We start from the raw sequence: 19,926 nt of genomic DNA on the forward strand, positions 1-19,926 counted from the left end.
CGGCCTACCGTGCGAGATAAGCGCGCAGCATGCGTTTCGTCTCGGCGATCACGGCCGGATCCCCCGCCGGATCGGTACGGAAGGCCAGCTGGAGCAGGGCGTCGGCGGCCTCCACGCTGATCACGAAGGTGAGCCGGGCGTACGCGTCCGCCGGGTCGAGGCCCAGCCGCCCGGCGAGCAGTTCCAGCAGCCGGTCGGCGACGTGGCGATTGGGCTCGGATTCGCCGGGGATGCCGAAGTCGACGAGCTCGAAGCCGGGGGTGACGCCCTTCATCGCGATGTACTCGTCGACGACCACCCCGACGGCGACATCGAGCGACAGCGGTCCGGCACCGGCGCCCGCCCCGGGCGCCGCCCCGCCTCCCGGTTCCGCGAGGCGGGCCGTGACGCGGTCCAGGTACCGGTCGAGGTTGCGCTGCGCCAGGGCGTCGGCCATCGCGCGCTTGTTGGAGAAGAACCGGTAGACGGAGCCGATGGGGACGCCGGCGCGTACGGCGACCGCGCGGGTGCTGAGGCTCTCGTACCCGGCCTCGTCCAGCAGCTGGGCGCAGGCGTCGAGGATGCGGCTGAGGCGTTCGGTGCTGCGCTGCTGCACCGGGGTTCGGCGGAGCCCTTGGCCGGTCACGGCACACCCTCCTTTTCCGGCCACCCTAGCGGCGGCGGGGTCCAAGGTCATTGACGGTTCGCCGGTCCCATTCCTATGGTCGACCATAGGAATGGGACAACGGCACCGGGAGCGCACGATGGGCAACACGCACGACACGGACCTCACGTACTCCCCCGGTTTTGGGAACGAGCACGTCAGCGAGGCGGTGCCCGGAGCACTGCCGATCGGCCGGAACTCTCCGCAGCGCGCCCCGCTCGGCCTGTACGCGGAGCAGCTCAGCGGCACCGCGTTCACCGAGCCCCGGCACCAGAACCGCCGCAGCTGGCTGTACCGGATCCGCCCCTCGGCCGCGCATCCGCCGTTCCGCCGGGTCGACAACGGCGCGCTGCGCAGCGCGCCCTTCCTCGACGTGGAACCGGACCCCAACCGGCTGCGCTGGAGCGCGCCCGCGCTGCCGGACGTCCCCACGGACTTCGTCCAGGGCCTGGTCTCCGTCGGCGGCAACGGTGACGTGCTGCGCCGCGAGGGCATCGGCATCCACTGGTACGCGGCCAACACGTCGATGGCGGACCGGGTCTTCTCGTCCTCCGACGGCGAGTTCCTGATCGTGCCCGAGCACGGCACCCTGCTGCTCCGCACCGAGCTGGGCCTGCTCCAGGCCGGCCCCGGCGAGGTGGCCTTGATCCCGCGCGGGATGCGCTTCCGGGTGGAACTGCTGGACCCGACGGCCCGCGGCTATGTCTGTGAGAACTACGGGCAGGCGTTCCGGCTCCCCGACCTCGGCCCGATCGGGGCGAACGGGCTGGCCAACGCACGGGACTTCCTGGCGCCCGTGGCCGCCTTCGAGGACCGTGAGGAACCGGTCGAGGTGATCAACAAGTTCGGCGGCAACCTCTGGGCCGCGACCTATGACCACTCGCCGCTCGATGTCGTCGGCTGGCACGGCAACCTGGTCCCGTACGTCTACGACCTGCGGCGCTTCAACGTCCTGGGGTCACTGAGCTACGACCACCCGGACCCGTCGATCTTCACCGTGCTGACCGCCCCCTCCGACACCCCCGGGCTGGCCAACGCCGACTTCGTGGTCTTCGCGCCGCGCTGGCTGGTCGGCGAGGACACCTTCCGCCCGCCGTACTTCCACCGCAATGTCATGAGCGAGTTCATGGGCCTGATCGAGGGCGCGTACGACGCGAAGGCCGAGGGATTCGTCCCGGGCGGCGCCTCGCTGCACAACATGATGTCGGCGCACGGCCCGGACCGCGCCACCTTCGACAAGGCCAGCGCCGCCGAGCTGAAGCCGCAGAAGGTCGACGACGGGCTGGCGTTCATGTTCGAGACCCGCTGGCCCGTCGTACCGACCAGCGGCGCGCTCGCCGCCGATCACCGGCAGGAGGGTTACGACGAGGTGTGGCAGGGCCTTGAGCGGCACTTCCCCACCTCATGACCGCCTTCGCCCCGGACTCGATCGTCCTCAACCGCAAACTGCCGCTGTGGTACCAGGTCTCGCAGTCGCTGCGCGCCTCGATACTGGGCCGCCGGCCGGACGCCCCGCTGCGGCTGCCGACCGAGGACGACCTGGCCGGCCACTACGGCGTGAGCGTGCTGACGATGCGGCAGGCCCTCAAGGAGCTGGAGACGGAGGGGCTGATCAGCCGGCACCGGCGGCGCGGCACCTTCATCGAGCCGACCGCGCTGCGCGGCGCGCCGGTCCGGCTGCTGGGCTCGGTCGACGCGATCGTGGCCCAGCAGTCGGGTGAGCACACCGCGGTGCTCGGGCACGGGACCGCGCCGGTGCCGTCCTGGGCCGCCGAGCACTTCCCCGATCTGGCGGAGGCGGCCTTCTTCCGGCGGCTGCGCTGCGAGGAGAGCGGCGAGCCGACCAACTGGGCGGAGAACTTCGTCCGTCCGGAACTCGCCGAGCGCATCGATCTGGCCGATCTCGAACGGTGGCCGATGACGAAGGTCCTGCGGGACGCGCTCGGCGTGCGGATCAGCCGGATCACCGACACGGTGGAGGCCCGGCTGGCGGACCCGGAGACGGCACGGCTGCTCCAGGTCCCGCTGCTCAGCCCGATCCTGCACTACACCGGGGTGACGTACGACGATTCGGGCCGCGCGGTGGACGTGGTGCGGATCCACTACCGGGGGGACCGGTTCTCGTTCACCGTGACGATGGAGGCGCGCTGACACCGGGCGCCCGTCGCTTTGCTGTCGGTGGCAATCCGCACAGGTCGCGCTTCCCGGGTGGCGGTGCGGCCGCGAGCGCGGCTCAGTACGATGCCGACGGTGGGAAGCGCATCCGCGAATCCAGGCGCTGGGGAGGCCCGTGACGTGACACCGCCACGAGCTGCCGGCTCCGACTCCGGGGCGGGCCATGGCGCTCCCGTGCTCGCCGATCTGATGCCGTGGTCCGTGCCGCCGCTGCTGTACGGGCGGTCCTGGGCGGTGGCGCCCGACGCGAAGGCTCTCCGGGCCCGCTGGGACGCGCTGCTGGCGGCGCCGGACGACGCGGAACGTGAGCGGTTGCTGCGTCCGAGCCGGGCCCGCGGACTGCACACCCCGGCGCCCCAGCTCGCGGTCCCGGGACGGGACGGGCCGCCTGCGGCCACCACCCGGCTCGCCCGCGAGAGCGGGCCGTGCCCTGATCCGGTCCGCGTCCTGCACGGCGCCTTCGACCTGCAGTGGCTGATCCCCGACCACCGGCTCATCGACGCCGCCCGCCCGGAGCTGTGGCGGGTCGCCGACGAGCGGCAGATCTTCGCCGTGGAGCAGGCCAGGCTCCCGAACGTCCCCGGTCCCGCACTGGCGTTCGGCGCCGTGCTGCCCGACGGCCGGTCCCCCGCTGGGAAACCGGGCCGGATCCGGCCGCTGTACCGGCGGCCCGGCGGGCAGGACCCGAACTTCGCGCCCGGCCTGACCGAACTGCTCGGTGAGCTCCTGGGTCTGCCGGTGGGCGCCGAGGACCTCCTCGCCTGGATCACCGTCGCGGGCCTGCCGGCCCGGGACCAGCGGGACGGTGTCGTGGTGCCGCTCACCCGCGACCCGGAACTCTGGCTCGCGGCCGTCGAGCTGGGCCGTACGTCGATCTGGCTGCACACCCGGGGCGAGCGCTGCGCGGATCCCGCCGTGGGCCGGCCCGCCGGCCATCCCCGGCTGCCCGGCGGCCGGCGGCCGTACGTGCGCGCGCCGCTGCCCGCCCCGCCACGGGCCGGGGAGCTGGAGTACGACCCGGAGGAGGAGGCGCTGCGGATCGGGGACGGGCTGGTCTCACCGGTGCCGGCCGCCGCCTGGGAGTTCCACGCGGGCGGGGTGCGGGTGCTGGAGGCCTGGTACGAGCGGCGGACGGCCGTCGCGGCCCCGGGGACGCTGGAGGCGCTCCGCCCCGCGCGCTGGACCCGGGAGACGACCACGGAGCTGCTCGAACTCGTCACCGTGCTCACGCTGCTGGCCGCGCTCCGTCCGGAGCGGCGGAAGCTGGCGGAGCGGCTGGCGGCGGAACCGGGGTCGCGGCGGGCGCGCGCGGCGGGGATCTCCGCCGACGCGCTGCGCCTCGCGGGGGTGCTGCCCGCTCCCGCGGGAGCACGGCGCCCCGCCTCGGTGCTGGACCATCACGAGGAAGGGCCGGACGGTCAGTTCGCGTTGCTGTGAACCGTGGGCCGAGGCGCACAGGTCGGCTCGCACGGTGGCACGTTCGGACGGCGCGGGTGGTCGCCACAGGTGTCCGAACGCACGCGGACGCGCGTAGAGCTCCTGCCGTTCACGGCGAGCACACCGCAACGCCGCTGGCCGCAGCGCTGTGCCGGGACGGTGTGACCGCCGGAAGGTGGGATCAGCCGCGGCTGCCGAACAGCGAGCGCCGCAGGCGCCGCAGAGGCGCGAACAGCGACACCCGTGCACTGCGGCTCGCCTTGGTGCGCGCCGAATCCCGCGATGTCAGCTCCCGCATCAGCAACGTCGCCTCCGCACTCTCGCGGTGCGGTACGGCAGGGCCGCCCAGTATCGCGAGATGACGGTCCAGACGTGTGCTGGTCGTGCTGCTTCCGCAGTTGATGGCAGGCACTCTCGGCCTGCTTCGCATAGCTATTTGTTCCATGACACTCCCCACCCGTACGAGGGCACCCGGCCCGGGCAGGGTAACCCTATCGCCCCGACGCGTCACCTGCGCATCCCAGGTCCCGGATTCACCTTCCGGTCCTGGGTGTTGACGACTGAACAGCGAATTGCCGCCGCACGCAAGGCAGTTGGCGGCCACCCGACAGCCGGAGCCTACCCCCGGCCGCTCCCACCATCATCGCCGGGACCGGCTTCAACCACGCGTGCTTGAGGTAGATTTCCTCCGAATCACTCCGGTTACGGGCGGGGGTTCGCACATGAGCGAAGGCACGGGCGGTGAGCGGGTGCTCGCGGACCGCTACCGGCTGATCGGCGAACTCGGCCGCGGCGGCATGGGCGTCGTGTGGCGGGCCCGCGACGAACTGCTCGGCCGGGAGGTCGCGGTCAAGGAGGTGCGGGCGCCCGCCGGCCTCGACGAGCGCGAGGTGCGGCAGCTGTACGCCCGCCTGGAGCAGGAGGGCCGGGCCGCGGCCCGGATCATCCACCCGAACGTGATCACGGTGTACGACGTGGCGGTGGCCGGCGGCGCGCCGTGGATCGTCATGGAGCTCGTCCGGGGGCTGACCCTCGCCGACGTCCTCGACGCGGACGGCCGGATGACCCCGCGGCGGGCGGCGGACATCGGCGCGCACGTCCTGGCAGGTCTGCGCGCGGCGCACGCCGCGGGGGTGCTGCACCGGGACGTGAAGCCCGGCAACGTCCTGATCGCCAATGACGGCCGGGTCGTCCTCACGGACTTCGGCATCGCGATGATCGAGGGCACCGCGGCGCTGACCCGCACCGGCGAGCTGATCGGATCGCCGGAATACCTGGCACCCGAGCGGGCCATGGGGAACGCCCCGGGGCCGGAGTCGGACCTGTGGTCCCTGGGGGTGCTGATCTACCGGTCGGTGGAGGGGGCGTCGCCGTTCCGCCGCGATTCGGCGTTGAGCACGCTGCGCGCGGCCGTCGACGACGAACTGCCCGAGCCGCGCCGGGCGGGGACGCTGGGTCCGGTGCTGGAGGGGCTGCTGCGCAAGCGCCCGGCGGACCGCATCAGCGGGAGCGAGGCCCAGGAGATGCTGGACGCTGTTGCGGCCGGCCGCACCGGGCCGCCGTCCACCGGGCATCCCCCGGCCGCTTCCGGCTCCTCGCCCCGGACGAAGCCGCTACCGCAACCGCTGCCGCGACCGGTGCCGCAGCCGGTGCCGTCCGGCGGGACCGGCGGCCCGACACCGCCGACCGTCCCGGGGTACGGATCCCCGTACGGGCCGGGGCCCTCGTCCTACGGCGCCGAGCCGGATCCGACGCGGCGCCGGCGGGTCGCGACGGTGCTGGCGGCGGGGGCGCTGGTGCTCGCCCTGACGGCGGGCGTGGTGGCCTGGACGCTGCTGGACCACGGGACGGAGGACGACAAGGCGTCCACCGGCGGGGCCGGAGCGAGTTCGAGCAGCAGTACCCCGTCCACCGGCACGGGAACGTCCACGACCCGGACCACTCCGCCGACGACCACGGCGGGTCCGACGGTCACGACGACCACGGCGTCCCCTTCGTCGTCCGGCATTCCGGTCGTCAAGGTCACCATCAAGGTGACCGCCGAGCGGGACAGTTATACGGGGCCGTGCCCGGCGCCGTCCGGCCAGGCACCGGAGTTCACCGCGGTGATCACAGTGGACCGCACCCCGGCGACGGTGGTGTTCCGCTGGACGACGGACAGCGGCCGCAACTCCGACCCCGGGTGGAAGACCGCCGAGTTCGCCGCGGACGGCCCGAAGTCCCGGACGTACCAGCACACCGAGCTGTCGTTCGAGGCGGGCAAGCAGAGCACCGACCGGATCGTGGTGGAGGTCGGGGCCCCGAAGCAGTTCCGGTCGGACCCGGTGTCGTTCACGGTGGACTGCCGACCGGATCCGCCGGCGTCGACGACGCCGGCGGCCGGGGTGAACGGTACGGATCGGTCAGCGCATCGGTCAGCGCATCAGGCGGCGGAGCTGAACGCGGGCAGGTAGCCGCCGGACTGGCCGGCCGCCTTGGGGTGGTAGGACTCGTCGATCGGGAACGTCAGGCTGTTCAGCCAGGGTGATCCCGAGCAGAGTTCGTGCCCGGTGAAGGTGCCGCGCACATCGGCGAAGCTGAAGCCGTGGTTGGCGGCGCGCTTGGCCGTCACGGTGTCGAGCTCGTCGGCCGCGCCGTTGATCGCGGCACGGGAGGTGTCACTGAGCCCGCCCCAGCAATTTCCGTTGATCTTGTAGAAGTGCGGGTAGCCCACCACGACCACATGGGCGTTGGGGGCCTTGGCGTGGATCGCGTCGTATACGTTGTCGAGGAGACCGGGGAGGGTGTTGTCCGCGTAGGTGCGAGCCTGCGCGATCCGGGCCAGACAGGTGCTCTCGGAGTTGAGCACACAGGTGGTCATGACGTCGGAGAAGCCCGCGTCATTGCCGCCGATGCTGATGCTCACCAGTCCGGTGGACGCGTTGAGCGGACCGAGCTGGTTGTTGAGGACGTCACCGGTACGGGCACCGGAGCAGGCGGTGAAGGCGAACGAGGACGGGGCGTGGGCCGCCGCCCACAGTGCGGGATAGGCCTTGGTACTGCGCTTGCAGTCACCGCTGGAGCTGTCGTAGCTGCCGGCGCCGACGCCCGCGGAGTACGAGTCTCCGAGGGCTGCGTACGAGGGCGCCGCGGCGTGCGCGGGGGCCGCGCCGATGAGCGCGAGGCCAGTGGTGAGGATCAGCGCGGATACGGCTGATGCCAACCGGGACAGTCTCATGGAACCTCCCTGGGCAGGATCTCTGCGAGACCTGTTGTACCCGCCGGTAACCCACGGGGGGAAGTGTCCTGACCATGAATCTTTGTCGTGTGCATTGCATTCATATGAAACGTCCGTAACGCCTCAACTCCACGCCGACCAGGCCGCGTCCAAACCTCTTCCAGGCCTCGTTCCGGCCTCGTTCCGCGGCTCGTTCCCGGCCCGGTTCAGGGGTTGGTTTCCGGCCCGGAAAAGCACTGGGCGGATGCGGCCCCCGTGCCGGATCATGGGCCGCATGTCCGCAAAGCCCCATGACCCGAGGAGGCCTGTGCCGCAGAGCCTGCCCGACCCCGCACACGCCCGGCACGCCCCGCGCCCGCCGCACCGCGCGGTACCCGTCCATCTGCGCCTGGACGACAGCGATTCGCCGTCCGACGTCGTCGACGCGCTCTTCCTCGGGCGCTTCACCTCCGGCGAGCAGCCGTACTCCCGCGGCGCGTCCCTGGAGAACGTCAAGTCCGGCCTGACGCTGATCCCGTCGGACGCCGCCGTGCTGCGCCAGGCCCGCGACAAGGACCGCAGCGCCACGCTCGCCGAGGGCGACGGCTGGACGATCCTGATCTCCCGCTGGAACCGCGGCGCGGACGTCACGGTCGCCGCCGTCACCGACGAACTGGCCGAGCAGGTGCTCGCGCGGGCCGTCGAGGACGCCGAGGACGAGCCCGAACCCCAGCCCGAGACCGTGAACATGGGCTTCTGGTACGTCTCACCGCGCCGCGGCCCGCACCGCACCACCCGGCAGATCTCCGCCGCCACCTGGGAAGAGCTCCGCGGCAACTACACGGCCCCGGTGGCCGAGGCCATGGACGGCCTCATGAAACTCACCAAGGACGACATCACCGGCCGGCTGCTGCTCCTGCACGGCCCGCCCGGCACCGGCAAGACCTCGGCGCTGCGCACCCTGGCCCGCTCCTGGCGCGACTGGTGCCAGGTGGACTGCGTCCTGGACCCCGAGCGGCTCTTCAACGACGTCGGCTATCTGATGGACATCGCCATCGGCGAGGACGACGGCACGGCCGGCGGCCGCTGGCGGCTGCTGCTCCTGGAGGACTGCGACGAACTGATCCGCGGTCAGGCCAAGCACCAGACCGGCCAGGCGCTCTCCCGGCTGCTCAACCTGACCGACGGCCTGCTCGGCCAGGGCCGCAACGTGCTCGTCGGCATCACCACCAACGAGGACCTGGAACGGCTGCACCCCGCCGTCGTCCGGCCGGGCCGCTGTCTGTCGCGGATCGAGGTCGGCCCGCTGACCCGCGACGAGTCCGCCGCCTGGCTCGGCACCACCGAGGGCATCGGGCGCGAGGGCGCCACCCTCGCCGAACTGTACGCGCTGCGGCGCGGAGCCGGCTCCACCATCCCGGCTCCGGCCCCGACGTCGGACGGTCTGTACCTCTGATCGGTACCGGGTTCGGGTGGGGCTTCGGCCGGGTGTCGCGGACGTCGCAGGTGCGGCGCGCGCCCCGGAGCGAGGACCTGCCCAACGGCGGGGTCCTGGCCGTCGGAGGGGGCGTGCCCGTCGGAGGGGGCCTAGCTGTCGTAGGCGGCGCGCAGCGCTTCCTGGACGGCGGCGAGGGCGGCCGCGCGGTCCAGCCCGAGGCGGTGGGCGCGCTGCGCGAACTCCGCGGCGGCGGCAGCGGCGGCGGGCTCGGCGGCGTCGCCGGCGGCGGCGACGAAGGTGCCGTTCCGGCCGCGGGTCTCGACGACGCCGTCGGCCTCGAGGGCGCGGTAGGCCTTGGCGACCGTGTTGGCCGCGAGGCCCAGCTCCTCGGCGAGGCCCCGGACAGTCGGGAGCTTGTGGCCGACGGGGAGTCGGCCGGTGCGCGCCTGATCGGCGATCTGCTCACGCACTTGCTCGAAGGGGGCGGTGGCCGCGTCGGCGGCGACGGTGATCCTCAGGCTCATGGCGGCGATCCTGGCACAACGGGCCCGGCCGACGAGTTCACCCACGACCAGGTCGGCGCGCGTCAGCTCCGGTCCGGTTCCGTGTCCGCCCCGCTGCGCGTGCGCTGATAGTGGCGGGCGACCCGGGCCCGGTTGCCGCACGCCGGCTTGCACCATTCCTGCCGGCCGTGTCCCTTGACGAAGTAGCGCACGCAGCGCGGTGCCGTGCAGGCCCGCAGCAGTTCCCGTTGCGGACCCGCCAGGAACTCGATGGCGGCACGGGCCAGAGCGGCGACGATCCGCACCCCCGGGTCGTCTGCGGTGGACAGCAGCCGGACGGCCGGAGTCTCATCCTGAAGCCAGACCAGCTGAGGGGCGACCGGTTCACCCGCGGCCGCGGAGTTGAGCCGGTCGAGTGCCTGCTCGGCGGGCAGGAGGCGGTCGGCGTCCGCGCGGCTCGGCGGGGCGGGGCTCACGGCCAGGGCAAAGAGCGCCCGGACCGCCTGTCGGAGGGCGACGACACGGTCTCTGAGCTCCTCGTCCGCGGCGAATTCCGCGCCGGCTGCGCTGTGCACGGAGAGCAGGCCGGCCCGCTCCTGGATCCAGCGGGTCGTCTCCTCGACGGTGGTGAGGTCGTCGGCGACGCCGCCGTCCCCGTCGTGCCGGACGGTGCTCACCAGCTCCAACGCCAGCTGACGTGCCATGGATCTCCCCTCTCCACCGCGGATCCGGCCGTTCGACGACCTCATCCCAGCCTACGGCCCCTAATGAGGGAGAAGGGCTCTCTCATTAGGGCGCGAGCCTCACGAAGGCAGCCCGAGGTTGCGGTACCTGGCCCGCCGGGCGGCCAGCCGTTCGCCGCGGTCACGGGCCCGCAGAGCGGCCAGCTCGGTACCGAGCAGAGCGCCGAGGCGGGTGAGGAACTCGCCGGGGTCGTCCGCCGCGTCGGGAGTCTCCTCGACGATGGTGTCGACGATCCGGTTGGCGAGCAGATCGGCGGAACTCACGCCCTGCCGCTCCGCGACCTCGAACGCCCGGTCCGTCGTGCGGTAGAGGATCGCCGACGCGCCTTCCGGCGGAAGCGGCGAGAGCCAGGCGTGCCGGGCGGCGATGACGCGGTCGGCGGGCAGCAGCGCCAGGGCGCCGCCGCCCGCGCCCTGGCCGAGCAGCAGACAGAGGGTCGGTGCCCGGAGGGTGACGAGGTCGGCGAGGCAGCGGGCGATCTCCCCCGCGAGGCCGCCCTCCTCCGCCTCCCGGCTGAGCGCCGCACCCGCGGTGTCGATGACGGTGAGCAGCGGCAGGTCGAGTTCGGCCGCGATCCGCATACCGCGCCGCGCCTCCCGCAGCCCGGCCGGACCCAGCGGGGCGGGCCCCGCCTCGTCCGGGCGCCGGTCGTGGCCGAGCACGACACACGGCGTCGGCCCGAACCTGGCCAGCGCGAGCAGCAGTCCGGGGTCACGTTCGCCCGCGCCGGTGCCGCTCAGCGGGGTGACCTCCCGCCCGGCTCCTTCGAGCAGCGCCCGCAGTCCCGGCCGGTCCGGGCGGCGCGAGCGCCGGATCGAGTCGGCGGTGGAGACCTCAGCAACCGTGCCCGCCCGCCGGTCGGCACCGGAAACAGCCTCCACGTCATCACCCGCCTCACCGCACAGCACGTCCAGCGCCCGCGCCGCGACCCCGGCCAGCTGTCCCGCCGGGAGCACGGCGTCGACCAGGCCGTTGGCCAGCAGGTTCTCGGCGACCTGGACACCGGCCGGGAACGGCTCGCCGTACAGCGCCTCATGGACCCGCGGACCGAGAAACCCGATCAGTGCTCCCGGTTCCGCGGCCGTGACATGGCCCAGCGATCCCCACGACGCGAGCACCCCGCCCGTGGTCGGATGCCGCAGGTACACGAGGTAGGGCAGCCCGGCCGCCTTGTGGTCGGTGATGGCGGCCGCGACCTTGACCATCTGCAGGAAGGCGATGGTGCCCTCCTGCATCCGCGTGCCGCCGGAGGCCGGGGACGCGAGCAGCGGCAGCCGCTCCCGCGTCGCCCGCTCCACCGCGGTCACCAGCCGCGTCCCGGCCGCCACCCCGATCGACCCGCCGAGAAACCCGAACTCCCCCGCGATCAGCGCCACCCGCCGACCCCGGATCCGTCCCTCACCCGTGACGACGGATTCATCGAGTCCGGTCCGCAGCCGCGCCTTCTCCACATCGGCCCGGTACTCCGCCGCCTCGGGCAGCACGGTGACGGGCTCGTCCCAGCGACGCCAGCTGCCTGCGTCGACGACGGCCTCGATCAGTTCCAGCGCGGCAGGCCGTCGGCTCGGTTCAGTCATGCCGCCACCCTGCCACGGCCGATCACCGGGGCGCGTTCTTAATCAGCTCTCAGGGGCCCCTTAACGCGCCCATAAAGATCGGGTTTTCGCAGTTGGCGGCGGGGTTCTGACGGTTCTTCGGGGCTAGCGTGCTGCTCGTTGGGCCCGTGCCACCGTCGAAGGAGACCCCCGGAATGACCGTACGTCGCAAGGCTGCCGCAGTCGCTGTCATGGGCTTCGGGCCGCTGGTGCTGACCGGCCTGGCCTCCGCTCCCGCGAGCGCGCACGGCTCGATGTCGAACCCGGTCAGCCGGGTGTCCGCCTGCTACGCGGAGGGTCCGGAGAGTCCGCGGTCCGCCGCGTGCAAGGCCGCTGTCGCGGCGGGCGGGACGCAGGCGCTCTACGACTGGAACGGGATCCGGGACGGCGAGGCGGGCGGGCGGAGCCGGTCCAAGGTGCCGGACGGAAAGCTGTGCAGCGCCGGCAACACGGAGTTCAAGGGGCTCGATCTGGCGCGGGCGGACTGGCCCGCCACGGCCATGAAGAGTGGTTCCTTCACCTTCAAGTACCGGGCCACCGCCCCGCACAAGGGCTCCTTCGACCTGTACATCACCAAGGACGGCTACGACCCGTCGAAGCCGCTGAAGTGGTCCGACCTGGAGGCGAAGCCGTTCGCGTCCGTCACCGATCCGACGCTCAAGGACGGCAGTTACACGTTCTCCGGCAAGGTGCCGCAGCGCACCGGCCGCCATCTGATCTACAGCGTCTGGCAGCGCTCGGACAGCCCCGAGGCTTTCTACACCTGCTCGGACGTAGTCTTCGGCAAGGACTCCGGCGGCTCGGCGCCGGCGCCGGCCACTCCCTCGCACAGCGCCACGCACAGCGCGCCGGCCACCATCGCGCCGTCGGCGGCCGCGTCCGCGCCGTCCGAGGCGCAGATAGCCGCGGGCGCCTCGAAGTCCACCGTCCACCTCGACCACACGGCGGCGACCACGCCCGCCGCGGGCGGCAACGCGCCGCAGACCGACGGCTCCGCCGCGCCCACCACGCCTGCCGCCGGCACGAATCTCGCCGAGACCGGCGGCTCCAGCAGTACGGGGCCGCTCGCCATCGGCGGAGCCGCGGTGATCGCGGCCGGGGCCACGGTGCTGCTCGCGACCGTCCGTCGCAGGGCTACCGCGGCGGGACGTCGCCGCTCCTGACGACCGCTCCCCCTGATCCGGTGCCGCTGCCTCCCCACGGGCAGCGGCACTGCTGTGTCATGGGCACCCGCAGCGGTCGGCTACCGGTTGGTCGGCTACCAGTTGGGACGGATCGGGCCGCCCGGCGCCAGCCGGGCCAGGTCGTCCCGCAGGGCCTGCAGCCGGCGCTCGCCGAGGAGGGCGGCCCAGGGGCGTACGGCGTCGGCGGCGGCTGCCTCCGCGGCGCGGGTGCAGGCCCAGCCGCGGTCGGTGAGAACGACGAGACGGGCGCGGGCGTCGTCCGGGTGCGGGCGGCGCTCCACGTAGCCCTTGCCGACGAGTTCCTCGACCATCTGGCTCGCCGCCTGGCGGCTGACGCCGAGGTGTTCCGCCAGGTCGGCGGCGGTCGCGCCGCCCGGTGCCAGCCGGGCGAAGGCGAACCCGTGGGCGGGCCTGAGGTCGTCGAAGCCGCGGGCGACAACACCTTCGTGGATCACGGCGGTGAGACCGCCGGCCGCGGCGAGCAGGGTCGCGGTCAGGCTCATGGCGTCAGCGTTGTTCACGGGAACAGCTTGACACACTACGCAAGCTGCTTGACTATATTGTCAAGCAACTTGCTCAAGCAGGTTGACCATATGGAGGTATGCCATGCCTGTTGTCACCGCAACCGAAGCCGTCGTCCACGAGATGCACGGCGTCCGTTTCGTCTCGTACATCCTGCCCGCGCACGGCAGCGAGGAGCTGTGCGCCTGGCGCGGCGAGATACCCGGCGGCACCGCGGGGCTCGCCCACACCATCACCCGCGAGGAGGTCTTCCTCGTCCTGAGCGGCACGGTGCGGTTCAGCATCGACGGCGAGGTGTCCACCCTGGCGCCGGGCGACGCCGCCGTCGCGCCCGCCGGCTCCTCCCTGGGCGTCAGCAATCCCACGGAGGAACCGGCCACGATGTGGGTCACCACCAGCGTGGGCCTGGAGGCCGTCCTCGCCGATGGCTCCCGCATCTCACCGCCATGGGTCAGCTGAGCGCGGAAAGGCAGGTCGTCCGGGTGGCGTGCGCCGGGTCGAGGGCGTTCGCCGCCTCATGGAAGGCGATCCGGTCGGTCAGGCCGATCGCGACGTGCTCGGAGATGTCCACCGAGCACAGATCCTGCAGCAGCACATTGCGTACGTTCGACCCGGACAGGAACTGCGACGTATACGGCGTGACGACCTCGTCGTAACGGGTCGCGATGACGGTGTAGCGCACTCCGGGGACGGTGTCGCCGCCCGCGTTGAGGGTCTGCATGAAGGCCGATCCGGCCACCTGGTCGGCGAGTCCGGGGACGATCGAGTGGATCGCGTCGGCCGCTCCGGGGAAGTACGGGAGCAGGTTGGCCAGCCCGTTGAGGGTGGTTCCGTGGTTGTCGGGAGCCAGGCCGACGAGGGCGTTCACCTTCGCCGCGCCACCGAGGAACTTCAGGTAGTAGCGCGGCATCATGCCGCCCTGGGAGTGCCCGACCAGGTCCGCCTTCGGCGCCCCGGTGGCCGCCAGCACCTGGTCGGTGAAGTCCGCCAGCTGCTGCGCGGAGTCCGCGATCGGACCGAGCCCGTCGAAGAACGGGATGCCGGGCAGCTGACCGTAGTCGAAGGAGAAGACGCAGTAGCCCCGGGCCACCAGATAGGGGGCGAACCCGAGCCAGTTGTCGGTCCCGTTGCCGAACGTTCCGTGCACGAGCACGACCGGCCGGGGGTGCTCGGCGGACGGCCGGCACGAGAAGTTGTTCCATCCGCTGGACGGGGCCGAATGTGCGGTTGCGGCGGTGGCGGCGGTCGGTGCGGCCGTCACCGCACATGCCAGAGCCAGCGCGGTGAGCATGCGCTTCCAGGGCAGCCTCATGTGATCTCCTCGCAGGTCAGGGAAGTCTTGGGACTCCACCCACGCTGTGATCCGGATCACAAGGTTGTTACGTTCACGTCAACTTACGCGCCAGTAGCAAAGGGCGGCTAGTTACGCGTCGGTAAAGAATTGGCCACCCCGGTCCGCAGCGGAGGTCACCTCGTCCGCTTCCGCCGCCGGGACCTGGAACAGGCAGTACGCCGCGGCGAGCACTCCCGCCGTACCGACGGCGGCGAGCAGCAGGCGGTGGTCGACGACCGCGACGAGGCCGGCGCCCACCAGTCCGCCCACCGCGGTGGGCGCGAAGACGAGCGTGCTCGCGGTGGCCGCGACCCGGCCGATCAGTGCGGCGGGCGTCTCCCGCTGGACGGCGGTCAGCGCCGCGATCAGCACCCACGGCAGCCCGACTCCGATCGCCGCGCCGCCGACCAGGGCGGCGGAGACCCACGGAGTGGCGCGTACGGCGACCCCGAGGGCGAACAGCAGCATGCCGGTGGCCGCGAAGACCCGTTCCGGCATCCGCCGCAGCAACGCCCCCGCGACCACTCCCCCGACGACCGAGCCCGCGCCTTGCACCGCGTACAGCACGCTCACGAAGGCGGGCGAACGGTGCAGGCCCGCGTCGACCACCGCGTAGATCGCCGAGCTGCCGAGCGCGGAGAGCAGCATGGCGATCGAACCGACGGCCACCAGACGGCGCAGCAGCGGATGCCGGCGCAGGTACCTGATGCCCTCGGCGGTCTGTTCGCGCCAGCCCGTCGTAGCGGGGGCGGGCGGTTCCTCCCGCACCCGGACCATCGCGAAGACGGCCGCGGCGAGCCCGAAGGTGACGGCGTCGAGCACGGCGACGGAACCGCCGCCGTAGCGGACGTACAGGCCGGCGCCGGCGAGCGGGGCGAGCAGTTTCATCGCCTCGTTGGCGGTCATCCGCAGTCCGTTGAAGTCGCCGCGCAGTTCGCCGGGGACGGTGGCGGTGACGACGGCGGCCTCGGCCGCGTCGCAGAGCACCGACGCGGTCCCGTACAGAACCAGCACGGCGAAGAGGATCCAGACCAGGTCCGCCGTACGGACCACGAGCAGCAGCGGCAGCAGGGCGGCCATCGCGGCGTTGACCAGCACCAGGAGCGGGCGGCGGCGCACCCGGTCGACCACGGTGCCGAGCAGCGGACCGGCCAGCGTCGGGGTCCACAGACAGACGCCGACCAGCGCGGCGAGGCTGCTGGAACCGGTCAGCGACTTCACCCAGATACCGGCGGCCAGCATCATCGCCGAGCTGCCGAAGCCGGAGACCAGCACCCCGGCCAGATACCTTCCCGCGTCGCGGTCGCGCAGGACCCCCCAGGCCGTCATGACTCCCAATCTAATGCTTGGGAGTCATGACGGCAACGGGCCCGACAGGGCGGAACAAGCGGCATCCGGGCGGCACTCACCAAGGTCTACGGCTGGGGCCGGGACGCCGGTGCGGTGAGCGGCGCCGTCGGCGGACAGCGAGCGACGAACAGCGGCGGCCGGCGGACCGTTCGGTCCATCGGTCGCCGTTCCGTCGCGTCGGTCGCTCGCTCGACCGCGGTGGTTACTCCTCGTTCTTGGCCTGGGAGTTGCTCTCGACCGGCGCTGGCGGCGCCGACGTCAGCGCGGGCGTCGGATCAGCGGGGGTCGGCACGGCGGCGAGCGGAGGGATCGGGGGGACCGGGGGGATGGGTACGACGTCGGGTACGGGCTCGTTCGCAGGTGGTACGGGTGCGGCGGCGGGCTCGGGATCCGCGGCGGGCCGTACGGCGGCGGGCTCGGCGGCCGGTGCCGGCGGCGTGGGCGCGGCGCGCTCCAGGAAGCGCAGCAGCTCGACCGGGAACGGCAGCACCAGCGTCGAGTTCTTCTCGGCCGCGACGGCCACCACCGTCTGGAGCAGGCGCAGTTGGAGGGCGGAGGGGTTGTCCTCCATCTGCTTGGCGGCCTGGGCGAGCACCTTCGACGCCTGCAGTTCGGCGTCCGCGTTGATGATCCGGGCGCGCCGTTCACGCTCCGCCTCGGCCTGCCGGGACATCGACCGCTTCATCGCCTCCGGCAGCGACACGTCCTTGATCTCGACCCGGTCGATCTGCACACCCCAGCCCAGCGCCGGGCTGTCGATCATCACTTCCAGGCCTTCGTTCAGCTTCTCCCGGTTCGACAGCAGCTCGTCCAGATCGCTCTTGCCGATGATCGAACGCAGCGAGGTCTGGGCGACCTGGGACACCGCGAAGCGGTAGTCCTCGACCTGGATGACGGCGTCGACGGCGTTGATGACCTTGAAGTACACGACCGCGTCCACCTTGACCGAGACGTTGTCGCGGGTGATGCCGTCCTGCCCGGGAATGGGCATCGTCACGATCTGCAGATTGACCTTCCGCAGCCGGTCCACCCCTGGAATGACCATGGTGAATCCGGGACCCTTGGGCTCCGACCTGAGCCGGCCCAGCCGCAGCACGACACCCCGCTCGTACTGCCGCACCACCCGGGCGGCGGCCACCCCGTAAACGGCCCCGGCCGCAAGGACGGCGGACACCAGCTCCACGATCATTTCGGCCCCCTGCCGTATACACGTGCAGTGTCTCCAGCGTACTGCGGGAACCCCCGACGAGCGCCGGTCGTACGGGCGGGGCGGCGCACGGCAGGGGCGCCGGGGTCCCACGGGGCAGCCGCACCGCACGGACCCTCTCCGCGCCGCCGCACCGCACCGCCGCACCACGCCGTCCGCCGCACCGCACCGCCCGCCCGAGCCGTGCCCGTCAGTCCGGCGGCGTACGGTCCGCCGCGCGCAGCAGCCGGGCGGCCACCACTCTCAGCTGCTCGGCGAGCTCGGGCGGTTCGTGCACCTCGAACTCCGCTCCGAGGAGGGCGATGAAGACGGTGAGGCCGTCGAGTGACTCGGCGCCCGTCCGCAGTTCGCAGGTCTTGTCGTCGATCGCCTCGATCGTGCCGAAGCCCGTCCAGCCGAAGTCGGCGACCGCCTGCGCCGACATGTGCAGGGTGACCCGCGCCTGGTAGCGGTAGGCCCTGGTGGTGACCCCCTTGGCGACGTACGCCGCCGCGTCCTCCGGGGGTTCGCGCGGTGCGAAGCGCGGTCCGGTGGGTGACTTGGGGTCGATCCGGTCGACGCGGAAGGTCCGCCAGTCCTCCCGGCCGGTGTCCCAGGCGAGCAGGTACCAGCGGCGCCCGTGGTTGACCAGGCGGTACGGCTCGACCGTGCGGCGGCTGGAGGTGCCGCGGTGGTCGCTGTAGTCGAAGCGCAGCCGTTCGCGGTCGCGGCAGGCCGCGCCGATGGCGGTCAGCACGTCCTGGCCGACGGTCGCCCGGCCGGGCGGGGGCGCGTGGACGGTGATCGCCTGCATGGCCTGGACCCGGTGCCGCAGCCGTGACGGGAGCACCTGCTCCAGCTTGGACAGCGCCCGGACGGAGACCTCCTCGATCCCGGCGACGGTGCCGCCCACGCCGGTGCGCAGGCACAGCGCGACGGCGACCGCCTCCTCGTCGTCCAGCAGCAGCGGTGGAAGCGCGGCGCCCGCGCCGAGCCGGTAGCCGCCGGCCGTGCCGGGGGCGGCGTGCACCGGGTAGCCGAGGGTCCGCAACCGGTCGACGTCGCGGCGCACCGTGCGCGCGGTGACGTCCAGGCGCGCCGCGAGGTCGGGGCCGGACCAGTCCCGCCGGGACTGGAGGAGCGAGAGCAGACGCAGCAGCCGCGCCGAGGTCTCCAACATGCGGTCAGTCTGCCAGCCGTCGCGGACAGCCACTGACCGCATGGGGCGGAGGTTCACGGGTGCACGGCACCCGAAATCCACGGGGGTCCACGGGGGTACGGCACCTCTGTACGGGCACATGGCAGAGCCCCCGCCGGCAGGGTCGGCGGGGGCTCCGTCCTGTTCGCTGCAGGCCGTCGCCGGTGTCGGTGGTGGTGCGTCAGTAGACGCTGACTCCGTAGGCACTGAGCGCTTCGGTGACCGGCTGGAAGAACGTCGTCCCGCCGGAGGAGCAGTTGCCGCTGCCGCCCGAGGTGAGGCCGACCGCGATGGAGCCGTTGTAGAGCGAACCGCCGCTGTCGCCGGGCTCGGCACAGACGTTGGTCTTGATCATGCCGTAGACGATGTCGCCGCCGCCGTAGTTCACTGTGGCGTTGAGTCCGGTCACCGAGCCGCTGTGGATGCCGGTGGTGGAGCCGCGGCGCTTGACGGGTTCACCGACGTAGGCGTTGCCCGCGCTGGCGATGTCCTGGCTGCCGACGGCGCCGGGGTGCGCGATCGAGGAGTTGTCGTAGCGGACGATCCCGTAGTCGTTGTTCGGGAAGCTGTTGCCGGTGGTCGGGCCGATGGAGGTGCCGGAGGACGTGGTCCAGGCCGGGTAGCCCTCGGTGCAGTGGCCCGCGGTGAGGAAGTAGTACGTGTTGCCGCTGCGGACGTTGAAGCCGACCGAGCAGCGCCACTGGCTGGTGTAGATGGCGTCCCCGCCGGAGAGCAGCTTGCTGAACTTCCCGGCCACGCGGTTGATGCTCACGGCGTCGCCGTAGCTCGCGGTGGCCTTGGTGAGCTTGGCCAGCTGGGCGGCGGTGACCCGGCTGTCGACGCTCACGGCGAGCTTGTTGGTCAGCGGGTCGACGGACCACGCCGAGCCCGCGATGTCGGCGGACCTGGCGGCCTCGCCTGCCTTGTCGAGTACTGCCGAGCTGAACCGGACGGTCCTGGGTGTCGCTCCGGCCGCCCGTACGGCGTCGGCGGCCCTGGCCGAGGTGACGTTGACGACGGTGGTCTTCGACGCCGCGTCGTAGTAGCTGCCCGCGGTGGCCGCGGTGCCGAGCGAGGTGGCGACCGCTGCGGCGGCCTCCGGGGTTGCCGTCGCCGTGGGGGCGGCGTTGGCGGCGGGCAGCGTGAGCGCGGTGACGGCCACCAGGCCGGACGTCACAGCGAGCAGGCCGGCGCGTCGGGTGATTTTCATTCATTCCTCCTGTGGGGGGTGGAGGTCAGCTCGGCCTGTCAGCGCCGCACCGATTAACGAACTCGACGTGACCCTGACAAGCACTGGACGGGAGTATTCAGAGCCCGCGCGGAACACACAAGGGCGCCTTTCGGCCGCGCCGTTCGGACGCGACGGCGCCCCGGCGACCGTAAGGACCACCGAGGCACACCCGTGCTGACGACATCTCAACC

General features: G+C 72.5%; 19 protein-coding genes. 7 read left to right on the forward strand and 12 right to left on the reverse strand.

Annotated elements, in window-relative coordinates:
* Positions 1-4 precede the first annotated feature (4 nt).
* Entirely contained in the window at positions 5-625 is a 621-nt protein-coding gene (locus G3I60_RS17335; RefSeq protein WP_244809108.1) for a TetR/AcrR family transcriptional regulator, read from the reverse strand.
* 118 nt (positions 626-743) lie between these two features.
* Here G3I60_RS17335 and hmgA point away from each other — a divergent pair, with 118 nt between their 5' ends.
* From hmgA to G3I60_RS17350, 3 genes are all read left to right on the forward strand, one after another.
* Complete coding sequence (gene hmgA, locus G3I60_RS17340) at positions 744-2,051, forward strand: homogentisate 1,2-dioxygenase (protein ID WP_138353310.1); 1,308 nt, start codon at positions 744-746, stop codon at positions 2,049-2,051.
* Positions 2,048-2,794: a GntR family transcriptional regulator gene (locus G3I60_RS17345; protein WP_164293781.1), complete on the forward strand. Its 747-nt coding sequence runs from the start codon at positions 2,048-2,050 to the stop codon at positions 2,792-2,794. The genes hmgA and G3I60_RS17345 overlap by 4 nt, the downstream gene beginning before the upstream one ends.
* A 213-nt stretch (positions 2,795-3,007) precedes the next feature.
* The gene (locus tag G3I60_RS17350; protein WP_239069946.1) at positions 3,008-4,255 is read left to right on the forward strand and encodes a type ISP restriction/modification enzyme; all 1,248 of its coding nucleotides are present in this window, start codon (positions 3,008-3,010) and stop codon (positions 4,253-4,255) included.
* A 181-nt stretch (positions 4,256-4,436) separates the two neighbouring features.
* On the opposite strand, the gene G3I60_RS17355 is transcribed toward G3I60_RS17350, so the two are convergent.
* Complete coding sequence (locus G3I60_RS17355; RefSeq protein WP_138353313.1) at positions 4,437-4,700, reverse strand: hypothetical protein; 264 nt, start codon at positions 4,698-4,700, stop codon at positions 4,437-4,439.
* Positions 4,701-4,977: 277 nt separating this feature from the next.
* Here G3I60_RS17355 and G3I60_RS17360 point away from each other — a divergent pair, with 277 nt between their 5' ends.
* On the forward strand, positions 4,978-6,708 hold the full coding sequence (locus G3I60_RS17360) for a serine/threonine-protein kinase (RefSeq protein ID WP_164293783.1): 1,731 nt from the start codon (positions 4,978-4,980) through the stop codon (positions 6,706-6,708).
* Here the strand turns inward: G3I60_RS17360 and G3I60_RS17365 are convergent.
* Positions 6,678-7,472: an SGNH/GDSL hydrolase family protein gene (locus tag G3I60_RS17365; protein WP_164293784.1), complete on the reverse strand. Its 795-nt coding sequence runs from the start codon at positions 7,470-7,472 to the stop codon at positions 6,678-6,680. The two genes, G3I60_RS17360 and G3I60_RS17365, sit on opposite strands and share 31 nt — an antisense overlap.
* Positions 7,473-7,779: 307 nt before the next feature.
* Between G3I60_RS17365 and G3I60_RS17370 the strand changes: the two genes are divergently transcribed.
* Positions 7,780-8,907: a DUF5925 domain-containing protein gene (locus tag G3I60_RS17370; RefSeq protein ID WP_244809110.1), complete on the forward strand. Its 1,128-nt coding sequence runs from the start codon at positions 7,780-7,782 to the stop codon at positions 8,905-8,907.
* A 131-nt stretch (positions 8,908-9,038) separates the two neighbouring features.
* On the opposite strand, the gene G3I60_RS17375 is transcribed toward G3I60_RS17370, so the two are convergent.
* From G3I60_RS17375 to G3I60_RS17385, 3 genes are all read right to left on the reverse strand, one after another.
* On the reverse strand, positions 9,039-9,413 hold the full coding sequence (locus G3I60_RS17375; RefSeq protein WP_164607408.1) for a GntR family transcriptional regulator: 375 nt from the start codon (positions 9,411-9,413) through the stop codon (positions 9,039-9,041).
* Between the two features lie 62 nt (positions 9,414-9,475).
* Positions 9,476-10,096 carry an ABATE domain-containing protein gene (locus G3I60_RS17380; RefSeq protein ID WP_164293785.1) on the reverse strand — a complete coding sequence of 207 codons (621 nt, stop codon included), beginning with the start codon at positions 10,094-10,096 and terminating at the stop codon, positions 9,476-9,478.
* 99 nt (positions 10,097-10,195) lie between these two features.
* Positions 10,196-11,713, reverse strand: coding sequence for a carboxyl transferase domain-containing protein (locus G3I60_RS17385; protein WP_164293786.1), 1,518 nt, complete (start codon positions 11,711-11,713; stop codon positions 10,196-10,198).
* A 173-nt stretch (positions 11,714-11,886) separates the two neighbouring features.
* Here G3I60_RS17385 and G3I60_RS17390 point away from each other — a divergent pair, with 173 nt between their 5' ends.
* Positions 11,887-12,894 carry a lytic polysaccharide monooxygenase gene (locus G3I60_RS17390; protein WP_164293787.1) on the forward strand — a complete coding sequence of 336 codons (1,008 nt, stop codon included), beginning with the start codon at positions 11,887-11,889 and terminating at the stop codon, positions 12,892-12,894.
* A 95-nt stretch (positions 12,895-12,989) separates the two neighbouring features.
* Here G3I60_RS17390 and G3I60_RS17395 read toward each other — a convergent pair whose 3' ends face one another.
* On the reverse strand, positions 12,990-13,436 hold the full coding sequence (locus G3I60_RS17395; protein WP_138353321.1) for a MarR family winged helix-turn-helix transcriptional regulator: 447 nt from the start codon (positions 13,434-13,436) through the stop codon (positions 12,990-12,992).
* 85 nt (positions 13,437-13,521) lie between these two features.
* Between G3I60_RS17395 and G3I60_RS17400 the strand changes: the two genes are divergently transcribed.
* A complete protein-coding gene (locus G3I60_RS17400; protein WP_164293788.1) occupies positions 13,522-13,896 on the forward strand; it encodes a cupin domain-containing protein in 375 nt (124 codons plus the stop codon).
* Here the strand turns inward: G3I60_RS17400 and G3I60_RS17405 are convergent.
* From G3I60_RS17405 to G3I60_RS17425, 5 genes are all read right to left on the reverse strand, one after another.
* Entirely contained in the window at positions 13,889-14,749 is an 861-nt protein-coding gene (locus G3I60_RS17405) for a triacylglycerol lipase (protein WP_164293789.1), read from the reverse strand. The two genes, G3I60_RS17400 and G3I60_RS17405, sit on opposite strands and share 8 nt — an antisense overlap.
* 111 nt (positions 14,750-14,860) lie before the next feature.
* Entirely contained in the window at positions 14,861-16,099 is a 1,239-nt protein-coding gene (locus G3I60_RS17410; protein WP_164293790.1) for an MFS transporter, read from the reverse strand.
* Positions 16,100-16,322: 223 nt separating this feature from the next.
* The gene (locus tag G3I60_RS17415; protein WP_138353325.1) at positions 16,323-17,309 is read right to left on the reverse strand and encodes a slipin family protein; all 987 of its coding nucleotides are present in this window, start codon (positions 17,307-17,309) and stop codon (positions 16,323-16,325) included.
* A gap of 208 nt (positions 17,310-17,517) precedes the next feature.
* Positions 17,518-18,486 carry a YafY family protein gene (locus tag G3I60_RS17420; RefSeq protein ID WP_138353326.1) on the reverse strand — a complete coding sequence of 323 codons (969 nt, stop codon included), beginning with the start codon at positions 18,484-18,486 and terminating at the stop codon, positions 17,518-17,520.
* 199 nt (positions 18,487-18,685) lie between these two features.
* Positions 18,686-19,714, reverse strand: coding sequence for a S1 family peptidase (locus tag G3I60_RS17425; protein ID WP_138353327.1), 1,029 nt, complete (start codon positions 19,712-19,714; stop codon positions 18,686-18,688).
* Between the last annotated feature and the right edge of the window lie 212 nt (positions 19,715-19,926).

Source organism: Streptomyces sp. SID13666 (assembly GCF_010548325.1).
GTDB lineage: Bacteria > Actinomycetota > Actinomycetes > Streptomycetales > Streptomycetaceae > Actinacidiphila > Actinacidiphila fildesensis.

Excerpts from the sequence above, each read along its gene's own strand:
- G3I60_RS17375 (WP_164607408.1), bottom strand. The coding sequence starts at position 9,413 with ATGAGCCTGAGGATCACCGTCGCCGCCGACGCGGCCACCGCCCCCTTC.
- G3I60_RS17420 (WP_138353326.1), bottom strand. The coding sequence starts at position 18,486 with ATGTTGGAGACCTCGGCGCGGCTGCTGCGTCTGCTCTCGCTCCTCCAG.
- G3I60_RS17400 (WP_164293788.1), top strand. The coding sequence starts at position 13,522 with ATGCCTGTTGTCACCGCAACCGAAGCCGTCGTCCACGAGATGCACGGC.
- G3I60_RS17360 (WP_164293783.1), top strand. The coding sequence starts at position 4,978 with ATGAGCGAAGGCACGGGCGGTGAGCGGGTGCTCGCGGACCGCTACCGG.
- G3I60_RS17405 (WP_164293789.1), bottom strand. The coding sequence starts at position 14,749 with ATGAGGCTGCCCTGGAAGCGCATGCTCACCGCGCTGGCTCTGGCATGT.
- hmgA (WP_138353310.1), top strand. The coding sequence starts at position 744 with ATGGGCAACACGCACGACACGGACCTCACGTACTCCCCCGGTTTTGGG.
- G3I60_RS17415 (WP_138353325.1), bottom strand. The coding sequence starts at position 17,309 with ATGATCGTGGAGCTGGTGTCCGCCGTCCTTGCGGCCGGGGCCGTTTAC.
- G3I60_RS17345 (WP_164293781.1), top strand. The coding sequence starts at position 2,048 with ATGACCGCCTTCGCCCCGGACTCGATCGTCCTCAACCGCAAACTGCCG.
- G3I60_RS17390 (WP_164293787.1), top strand. The coding sequence starts at position 11,887 with ATGACCGTACGTCGCAAGGCTGCCGCAGTCGCTGTCATGGGCTTCGGG.
- G3I60_RS17385 (WP_164293786.1), bottom strand. The coding sequence starts at position 11,713 with ATGACTGAACCGAGCCGACGGCCTGCCGCGCTGGAACTGATCGAGGCC.
- G3I60_RS17365 (WP_164293784.1), bottom strand. The coding sequence starts at position 7,472 with ATGAGACTGTCCCGGTTGGCATCAGCCGTATCCGCGCTGATCCTCACC.
- G3I60_RS17350 (WP_239069946.1), top strand. The coding sequence starts at position 3,008 with ATGCCGTGGTCCGTGCCGCCGCTGCTGTACGGGCGGTCCTGGGCGGTG.
- G3I60_RS17355 (WP_138353313.1), bottom strand. The coding sequence starts at position 4,700 with ATGGAACAAATAGCTATGCGAAGCAGGCCGAGAGTGCCTGCCATCAAC.
- G3I60_RS17410 (WP_164293790.1), bottom strand. The coding sequence starts at position 16,099 with ATGACGGCCTGGGGGGTCCTGCGCGACCGCGACGCGGGAAGGTATCTG.
- G3I60_RS17380 (WP_164293785.1), bottom strand. The coding sequence starts at position 10,096 with ATGGCACGTCAGCTGGCGTTGGAGCTGGTGAGCACCGTCCGGCACGAC.
- G3I60_RS17425 (WP_138353327.1), bottom strand. The coding sequence starts at position 19,714 with ATGAAAATCACCCGACGCGCCGGCCTGCTCGCTGTGACGTCCGGCCTG.